General features: G+C 38.9%; 9 protein-coding genes. 3 read left to right on the top strand and 6 right to left on the bottom strand.

Annotated elements, in window-relative coordinates; all coding sequences use genetic code 11:
• The 3 genes from QME58_12925 to QME58_12915 form a co-directional block, all read right to left on the bottom strand.
• Positions 1-650 (bottom strand): double zinc ribbon domain-containing protein (locus tag QME58_12925; GenBank protein ID MDI6804723.1); only part of this gene is annotated, 650 nt, incomplete at its 3' end.
• An 18-nt stretch (positions 651-668) separates the two neighbouring features.
• A complete protein-coding gene (uvrB, locus tag QME58_12920) occupies positions 669-2702 on the bottom strand; it encodes an excinuclease ABC subunit UvrB (protein ID MDI6804722.1) in 2034 nt (677 codons plus the stop codon).
• Positions 2703-2830: 128 nt separating this feature from the next.
• Entirely contained in the window at positions 2831-2986 is a 156-nt protein-coding gene (locus QME58_12915) for a hypothetical protein (protein ID MDI6804721.1), read from the bottom strand.
• A gap of 121 nt (positions 2987-3107) precedes the next feature.
• On the opposite strand from QME58_12915, the gene QME58_12910 reads away from it, so the two are divergent.
• The 3 genes from QME58_12910 to QME58_12900 all read left to right on the top strand — a co-directional run bounded on the left by QME58_12910 (position 3108) and on the right by QME58_12900 (position 7214).
• Positions 3108-4400: an Nramp family divalent metal transporter gene (locus QME58_12910; protein MDI6804720.1), complete on the top strand. Its 1293-nt coding sequence runs from the start codon at positions 3108-3110 to the stop codon at positions 4398-4400.
• Between the two features lie 279 nt (positions 4401-4679).
• Entirely contained in the window at positions 4680-6032 is a 1353-nt protein-coding gene (locus QME58_12905; protein MDI6804719.1) for a multiheme c-type cytochrome, read from the top strand.
• Positions 6033-6050: 18 nt separating this feature from the next.
• Entirely contained in the window at positions 6051-7214 is a 1164-nt protein-coding gene (locus tag QME58_12900) for a hypothetical protein (GenBank protein ID MDI6804718.1), read from the top strand.
• Between the two features lie 63 nt (positions 7215-7277).
• Here QME58_12900 and QME58_12895 read toward each other — a convergent pair whose 3' ends face one another.
• The 3 genes from QME58_12895 to QME58_12885 all read right to left on the bottom strand — a co-directional run bounded on the left by QME58_12895 (position 7278) and on the right by QME58_12885 (position 9666).
• Positions 7278-8009, bottom strand: coding sequence for a hypothetical protein (locus QME58_12895; protein MDI6804717.1), 732 nt, complete (start codon positions 8007-8009; stop codon positions 7278-7280).
• Complete coding sequence (gene nikR / locus QME58_12890) at positions 8006-8449, bottom strand: nickel-responsive transcriptional regulator NikR (protein ID MDI6804716.1); 444 nt, start codon at positions 8447-8449, stop codon at positions 8006-8008. Before nikR ends, QME58_12895 begins: the two co-directional genes overlap by 4 nt.
• A 98-nt stretch (positions 8450-8547) precedes the next feature.
• Positions 8548-9666, bottom strand: coding sequence for a T9SS type A sorting domain-containing protein (locus QME58_12885; GenBank protein MDI6804715.1), 1119 nt, complete (start codon positions 9664-9666; stop codon positions 8548-8550).
• Between the last annotated feature and the right edge of the window lie 45 nt (positions 9667-9711).

The raw sequence follows: 9711 nt of genomic DNA, 5'->3' as shown, positions 1-9711 counted from the left end.
TTCAGAACTCTTCCCACAGCTTCTATCGTAGCACCGGTGGTAATTACATCATCTATCAATAATACTACTTTATCTTTAACTAAATCTTTATACTTGTGGTTCAAAACAAACGCATCAGAAACATTTTCTTTTCTCTGTTGAAAAGTCAATGTCGTTTGCGATTGTGTATATTTCAGACGAGTTATCAAATCATATATTGCTATGTATTCAGTAAGTTGTGAAATTCCTTTGCAGATAAAATCAGTTTGGTTGTAACCTCGCTCCCGCAATTTCAATTTATGAAGTGGTACAGGGGCAACTATATCAATTGTTCCGAAGCTATTTTGATTAATCTTCTCCACCACTGCCAATCCTAATTTTAATCCGACTGATTTTATTCCCTTATATTTTAAGAGATGTATTGCCTCCTGAAACTTTCCCTCTTTTTCAAACAAAAAAGGTGAAGTAAAATCTTCAATGACTCCACCCGATGTGAAACGATTCTGCAAAATTATATAATCAGGATGTGTATCGCTAACCACTGTAAAACTATTCCAGCATTCAGTGCAAATCTTTCCATCACCATCATCAATAATTTTTTGGCACAAAAAACAAACAGGCGGGAATATAAAATCAAGAATCGGTTTCAGTAAATTCTGCTTCAATAACATCGTGATTCCCTGTTTATTTCATTTCATTATTTCAAGTCGATTTATTTCATCTCGCAATTGAGCTGCGCGCTCGAATTCTAAATCTTTTGCCGCTGCACGCATTGTCGTATATAATTCTTCAATCATATCTTTACGCTGGTCTTTAGTAAGATAGCGGATTATTGATTCAGCAATGATCGGAATTTTCGCCCGCTCCCGTCTATCATCTCTCGCTGCTTTAACATCGGCGACGGCCGTACTGGCAATTATCTCGTCAACTGTCTTGTATATTGTTTTCGGTTGGATGCTGTGTTTTTCATTATACTCAATTTGTTTATTGCGGCGGCGTGTGGTTTCGTTTATCATTCGCTGCATCGATCCGGTAATTTTATCTGCATACAAAATTACTTTGCCATTTACGTTACGAGCAGTTCTACCGGCTGTTTGTATAAGCGAAGTTTCAGAACGCAAGAAGCCTTCCTTATCAGCATCGAGTATCGCAACGAGGGAGACTTCCGGAAAATCTAATCCCTCGCGCAGTAAATTTACACCAACTAGAACATCGAATTCGCCTAACCGTAAATTGCGCAGAGTTTCAACGCGTGCAAGAGCATCAACCTCGGAGTGAATATATTGCACTTTCACGTTTAGATTTGCTAAATACTCAGTTAAATCTTCAGCCATCCGTTTTGTGAGGGTTGTAACTAACACACGCTCTTTTAGCATAACTCTCCCTCGAATTTCAGCTAGCAAATCATCTATCTGATTTTTTATCGGCTTTATTTGAACCTCCGGATCAATCAGTCCGGTTGGGCGGATTACTTGCTCAACAAAAACACCGCCCGATTTTTTTAACTCATATTCACTGGGTGTTGCGCTCACAAAAATTATCTGATCCACCATTCCTTCCCACTCGGTAAAAGTGAGCGGACGATTATCGAGTGCAGAGGGTAAACGAAAACCGTATTCGACTAACGTACTTTTCCGGGATCTGTCGCCGTGCGACATACCACCAATTTGCGGGACAGTTACGTGCGATTCATCTACAATTGTTATAAAATCTTTTCCAGTTCCATCGGGCTTATCAGGGAAATAATCAAGCAGACAAAATGGTTGTGAACCCGCGGGTCTGCCGCTGATGTGTCGGGAGTAGTTCTCAATACCCGAACAGTAACCGACCTCGCGCATCATTTCCATATCGAAGCGTGTTCGTTGTTCAATACGCTGAGCTTCCAACAATTTCCCGCGCGACCGCAAATCAGTCAATCGTTCGTTCAATTCTTCTTCAATTTTCGGCAGAGCCTTTTCAATTGTTTCTCTGGAAGTTACGAATTGTTTTGCAGGATAAATTACTTCGTAATCGGTTTCACCAGTCGCTTCGCCTGTTAATGAATTCACGTAAGCTATTTTTTCAATCTCATCGTCGGACAATTGTATTCGCAGTGCCTCGCCCTGTTCGTAACCGGGAATAATTTCTATCACATCTCCTCGAACTCGGAAGGTTCCCCGCGTAAATTCAATATCGTTCCGAAGATAATGTATATCTAAAAGCTTCCGCAATAATTCCTGCCGTTTCACTCTCGTTCCTTTTCTAATCGGAACAATCTGGCTCATCCATTCTTCAGGTGAACCCAAACCGTAAATACAACTTACCGAAGCAACGATTATTACATTCCGGTCGCCGCTCATCAAAGCGCTTGTAGCACGCAATCGCAAACGATCGATTTCGTCATTGATAGATGAATCTTTCTCAATGTAAGTATCGGTTTGGGGAACATAAGCTTCGGGTTGGTAGTAATCGTAATAACTTATGAAAAACTCGACACGGTTGTTCGGAAAAAATTGTTTGAATTCGGCATATAACTGTGCAGCGAGAGTTTTATTGTGCGACATAACAAGAACAGGTCTATCGCATTGAGCAATTACGTTCGAGATTGTAAAGGTTTTGCCGCTACCCGTTACACCTAACAGAGTTTGATATTTGTCGCCACGTTCGATTCCTTCGACGAGTTGTCGTATCGCCTCCGGCTGATCGCCGTCAGGCTTAAAATCAGATTTGAGTATGTAATGCATAGAAAAATATAAGAATAATTTAGGTGGGAAGAAATTATTTATGAATCAATCGTACATCGCATAACCATAAATGAGTTTGCCGATTTTCGAATCATTATTTTTAGGAGGTTGACTAATAAGTTCTCTCGTTACTCGATTTCTACGAAATCGAACTCGAGAACCTGCTTATCTTGCCGGTTTTCGAGTGTTCGCAAAGCGAACGTATCGAGAAAACAGACTTTTTGGTCAGCCTCTTCATTAAGTTTCGGCACGAAGGCGCGTATTTCTGTCCCGATGGCTATCATCGATCGAGACCTTTCTCAATTTGTAAACTAAAAAAAGAAATACCCTACACTATGAAAAAAATAACGGTTCTTTCTCTAATTTTTTCTCTCCAAAATATTCTATATATTTAGCTCAAATTCTATGATTAAAAAAATAAAATATTTCTTAAACGATTTAAGAAACAAGAAACAGCATAAACCTCGGTTTGCCGCCAGTGATTTGTTGAAATACATAGGGCCAGGTTTGTTGGTTACTGTAGGATTCATCGATCCGGGTAATTGGGCTTCCAACCTCGCAGCAGGTTCCGATTATGGGTATTCTTTGTTGTGGGTGATTACACTCTCAACCATTATGCTGATTATTTTGCAACACAACGTTGCTCATTTAGGTATCGCGACCGGCTTATGCTTATCCGAAGCAACGACCAAACATCTCAAGCCCTGGACGGGCAGAGGAATTTTAACGACCGCAATGCTGGCTTCGGCTGCAACTTCGATGGCAGAAATTTTAGGTGCTGCAATAGCTTTGAATATGCTTTTTAGTATTCCTCTTAAAATAGGCGCCGTGATGGCGCTTATCTTTGTCGGTATTATGTTGTTTACAAATTCTTACAAAGTCATCGAAAAATGGATAATAGGATTTGTTTCAATTATCGGGTTGGCATTCATTTATGAATTGTATTTAGTGGATATAAATTGGAGTGTCGCCGCTGCAAGTTGGTTGACACCTTCGATACCGAAAGGTTCAATGATTATTGTAATGAGCGTGCTTGGTGCCGTTGTAATGCCGCATAATTTATTTTTACATTCAGAAATAATTCAGAGCCGACAATGGAATATTGAGGACGATAAAATTATTAAACGGCAATTGGATTATGAGTTTTTAGATACTTTGTTCTCGATGATTATCGGTTGGGCAATAAACAGTGCAATGATATTATTGGCTGCTGCAACTTTTTTTCAAAGCAATATCCCTGTTTCCGAATTACAGCAAGCCGAAAATTTGTTGACGCCTCTACTTGGCAAAGCTGCCTCTTTCGTTTTTGCAATCGCACTGTTATTTGCAGGAATTGCTTCTTCTATTACTTCCGGCATGGCAGGAGGAACTATTTTTGCCGGATTTTTTACCGAACCTTACGATATTAAAGATAACCACTCAAAGTTAGGTGTGGGTGTCTCACTCGTTTCTGCTTTACTGATTATTTTTTTCATTACTGATCCGTTCAAAGGTTTGATTTATTCTCAAATGTTTTTAAGTATCCAACTTCCTATTACTGTTTTTTTACAAATCTACCTTACATCCTCCAAACGTGTAATGGGAAAATATGCTAACAAACCTTTAACAAAATTCACACTCATAATCATCGGCATTATCGTTGCAGGGTTGAATATTTTACTTCTGTTAAGTATGTTCTTCCCTATCGGAATTAATTAGTACAATGGGAGTTCCGAAAAATGTTTATAAACCGTTGAAACGGTTACATTGTGAAAAGACTTTTGGTTATTAGTAACTGTTTCAACAGTTTCAGAACGTATAACGTTCTTCAGAATCTGCTGCATAAGAATTTATCGGATGTTTCATAATAACAGCGTTCTGACTTACAAATGATTTGTGTTTAGTTGAATTACTATTTATATTTCTCTATCAAAATATTTGTTGTTCGAGATTTACAATTATATAAATTTTCACAATAACAAATTTTAGGAGGAGTATATGAAAAAATTAATTTGGATGTTGTTACTAATCATTTTTATACCCGCGCTTTTAGTAGGTCAGGAGATAAAAGTTGGCGATGAAGCTTTGGGAACACGGAAGTATGCCGACTTTGAGAAACCCGAGGTATGCGGCAGTTCCTGTCATATCGACTTTTATCAACAATGGAAACAAGCGATGATGTCGCAAGCATACACACATCACTGGGATGAAATCGAGTATTTCAAGCTTGCAGTTCCACACGCAGATAAAGAACCAAAAGTTGCGGGTGTTAAAGCCGGTTGCAACGGATGCCACTCACCGATTGCATTCCTCGCTGGTGATGTTCCCCCGCCAAAGCCGGAAGCAAATAGCCGCGCAAACGAATCAGTCTCGTGCGATTTTTGCCATACAGTTACAGGGTTTAAGGGAGATATACCACATAATTACAACTACATTTCGGAGCCGGGTAAAACAAAATACGGAAACCGCGAAGGTGTAGTATCTCCCGCTCACAAAACGATGTATTCTCCTTTTCACAAGTCAGCCGACTTCTGCGGAACTTGCCACAACGAAATGAGTCCGTACGATGTTTGGGTAAAATCAACACACCTCGAATGGAAAGAAGGTCCGTATGCGAAGGAAGGTGTTAGGTGTCAGGATTGCCACATGACTTACGCAACAGGACATAATGCAGCGATGGCTTCTGAGCTTCCGGATGTTGCACAGCACCTCTTTCACGGTGCGCACGATCCAGGGAAAGTTCGTGGTGTAATTGAAATCCGTATCCATCCGGATATACGAGAAGTTGAGCCGGGAGAGAAAGTGAAATTTACCGCTGCTTTGTTTAATCAAAAAACCGGGCATAAGTTTCCAACTGGTTCGGCAGAAGAACGGCTTCTATGGATGCACACCGAAGCGAAAGATGCAAAGGGAAATGTATATCATCTGAAAGTTGATAAGAAAGGTTTTGCCGGTGAAGAATATACAATTGCTGCAAATACACTTGCGTATCAGGATATGGGAATACCATTAAACATCCCAGACTTCAAAGGAATTCAGAGGAATGGAATTCCAGAAGGCGACCGTATATTTCGATTACCTTATCTTGATCCGCAAGGACGGATGACAATAATGCAGTGGAACACAGCTTCGTTTGCAACAGATTACCGGATTGGACCGCGAGAAACAAAATTAGAAACATTTACATGGACAATCCCCAACGACGCTGCGCCCGGACCGATGACCGTTAGAGCAGCGTTATATTATCAAAAGCTTCCGACACCTGTGGCTGAGTTTTTAGGTGTGCCTAAAGAAGAATCCGATCCGCTCGAAGTAAATTTCCACGAGACCACAATAAATATTATTAAATAAAAAGAGGAGACGCTCAATATGAAAAAATTAATTATCCCAATATTAGCATTGTTTGTTTGTGTGCTTTTTATTATCGAACAATCATCAGCGATTCCTGCGTATGCAAGGAAGTACGATATGTCGTGCAATGTATGCCATTCACCTGCGCCTAAGTTAAAACCTTACGGGCTTGAGTTTGCTGCAAACGGATACCAGTTAAAAGATAAGGAGGCACCCCGTTTTACACGCGAGACAGGCGACCAAGACTTATTGCTTATGCGGGAACTTCCACTTGCGTTAAGAATTGACGGATATTCACGCTATCAACCGCAGAACGAGCCGAAAGCTGATATCCAATGGCCCTTCATAGTTAAAATCCTGTCAAGCGGACAGATTGCAAAAGATGTTTCCTACTTTTTCTATTTTCTTTTTGACGAACGAGGTGAGGTTGCCGGTGTTGAAGATGCTTTCCTCTACTTTAACAATATCGGTGGAGCTGAATTCGACGTTATGGCTGGACAATATCAAGTCGCTGATCCAATTTTTAAAAGAGAACTCCGTCCAACCTTCGAAGATTACTGGATATATAAAGTTAAACCCGAAATGTCGAAAGCTGATTTAACATACGACCGCGGATTGATGTTAAATTACACTTTACCAACTGAAACAGATTTATTTGTATCTGTTTTGAATGGAAATGGAATTGGTCCGATGAGTAAAAGTGGTTTCGACGACGACCCGTACAAAAATTTCTTCTTCCGAATTGCACAACCGATTATTGAGAATGTTCAAATCGGAGGTTTAGGATACATCGGAAAAGAAAGTCTTACCGATTCACTCGGAACTAATAATATTACAATGTATGGTGTGGATGCAACGATTGAAACGGAAAATTTCGAGTTAACCGGTCAATTTGTTTATCGGAAAGATAAAAATCCATTGTTCAAAATTAAAGAAGAATCAAAAGCGAGTCGTGGCGGATTTGCTCAGTTTATGTATGCACCCGAAGGCGATAAGAGCAAATGGTATTTGTTTTTGCTTTATAATAATATCAAATCCGATTTTGATTATTCGAAATATCACTCGGTAGCTGGAAATTTCAGTTATCTCCTCGCACGTAATTTAAAATTCATGTGCGAATACGGTTATGACATCGAGCGCAAGAAAAACAACTTCACGTTTGGCTTTGTAACTGCTTTCTAAACAAAAATGAAAACCCTGCTTCTCATTAATTTGAGAGCAGGGTTTTTTATGTTAAGGAGTTAATTATCTAAGCAACTTAACTGTAAGGGCAAATCCAAAATCCCGTGAATTTGCGAGTCCTTTTGCAAGTTCATTCTGTATAAATATACTCTCTCCAATGTGTGAACCAAAGAAGAAACTGGCTGCTACTTCGCTTTGGGTAATCCTGTTTCCAACATAGCTACCGCTTTGTGGACTAAGATATTCGGCACCAACACCAATAACACTGTTGTCGCTGAAATTGTAGAAAAGTCCAGTGTGTCCTCCAAATTGAAAATTTTTCTCCTGTAATGTATAATTTAAAGTCGGATGGAGAACATAAGTAATATCAGATGTTCTAAAAATGTTAGGGACAGAAAATTCTACATCACCCAAAGCATTTTGAAAACCTGCTCGATATTCTAATATAAGATCGGCGGTGTGATCTTTAAATTGTGAAGAATATGCATTAAAGACGCCGCGTATTCCGAAAAAATCGATTTTGTATTCTCCACGCGATTTATCGTCTGAGCCGATGCTGATTTGTGTCGAAAACCTATCGGCAAGTCCGTAATATATACTCCCGCTCGAGAGAAACGAATCTTCGTTGGGACTGTTAAACTTGTTGATAGAATACTCTCCGTTAAGTTCAAATACAAGAGATTTGTGCGGATACACCATAGAAGATCTATGCAAAAAGAGGTAAGTATCAAAACACGCATAAGCATTGTAACTCATAATTGTAAACATTGCTGCAAATAAAAATAGTTTTTTCATTTTAGGTTCCTTGTATTGTTGGATAATTTATTTTTTATTGATGATGTAAGAGTAAGTTTACCGTTTAAGACACCTTTGAAGCTCAATAACCTTTCAGCGATATTTTTAAGCAATTTAGTCTGCCCTCGCACGATTATCATTTCAAGACAAGTGTCGTGGTCGATATGAACGTGAGTTGTAGAGACAATATTTTTGAAATAATCGTGCTGTAGGTTGGAGAGGTTTTTTTCCAATTCCCTTTTGTGGTGGTCGTAAATAAATACCAAAGCCCCGTAAACTTCTTCGTTTGTTGCTTCAATATTTTCTTCGATAATCTTTTCGCGCACAAGGTCGCGAACAGCTTCCGAACGATTTGTATATCCCTTTTGCGAAATAAGCTTGTCGAATTGCCGGAGGAGAGAATCCTCCATTGATATCCCGAATCTATTTATTTTCTTCATATTAATCGTGCTACTTTTTTGAAAAATATAGCACGATTAAAAACAAAAAGCAAATTAACAGATAGGGCGAGAAAATGAAGGTTTAAAAGTATTCCAATTTACTTGATCAATAGCATCTTCCGAACTTGAAAGAATGATTTATTTGGATCGGAGATACCGGTTGCTTCAATGCGATAGAAGTACACGCCGCTTGGCAATCCGCCTATATTTGTGGCGGATGAACCGCCAAATTTAATTTGATGATTTCCTGCTTCTAATTTTTCTGCTACGAGTAGTGTAACGCGTTGACCGATTGCACTGTACACGCTAATAGTTACATAAGATTCGACGGGTAAATCGTATTTAATAATTGTAAACGGATTGAATGGATTGGGATAATTCTGATATAATGAAAATTCTGTGGGCAGGTTCTTTCCTTTATGGGAATTTAAAATTAAACTACTTATTGATTTATTAGTTAATGTTATTATACCGCTCCCGGTAAGCTCAATAGGTTTATCGTTTGTACCATCTGATAATTCATATAAAAATGATTCGCTTTCTACGTTTGAATTATTTCTAACGTCCCACGATATTGTCAATGGATATTTTGTTGATGCAATGTTAATGAATGCGGGGTTATTTTCGTTCAAATTTGTATTAAGAGTATGTAATATGTATCCCTTTCCATCGTTAATGAACCGGGCATCAAATACACTGAAGTTCGATGTGGGGGGTAATTCGTAGAACTCTGTATCGAAATCAGTTTGCGGTTTCAAACCGAAGAATAGCTTTTGTGAGTTACCAGCGGCGTCGGAGATAGTCAACGAATTAAAACCTTCGACATGATTCGAAGCAACATTAATTGATGAGGAATATTTTTGCATAATATTTGAAAACATCACCAACTTACCAGCTTCATTACACTTTACCCAATATCCTTTACCCGGCACAATGTAAGTGGCAGAATAGTACCCCAACGAATATCCATACCATAATGAATTTATCAGTCCCGTAGGGATGCTAATTATAGATGATGTTTGTACATCATACGAAATTGAGCCGATTAAATTCCAACCCTGTTTCACGTCTATCGTGTCGCTTGTAATATATGTTCCGTTGATATAGCTAATTCCTGGATCGCTAAATTTTCCCCAATATCCTTTTCCGTTTAGGAGTATAGGTTGTACAGCGTAACCGGATTCACCAAATTCAAACACATAATTAGTTAAGGGCATCTCTAAAAATTAGTTTTGACGAAAATATTTATTTGCATTTGAAAA

Source organism: Bacteroidota bacterium, from assembly GCA_030017895.1.
Lineage (GTDB): Bacteria > Bacteroidota > Ignavibacteria > UBA10030 > BY39 > JASEGV01.
The sequence above is the reverse complement of the archived record's forward strand: the minus strand, read 5'-3'. Positions and strand labels throughout refer to the sequence as shown.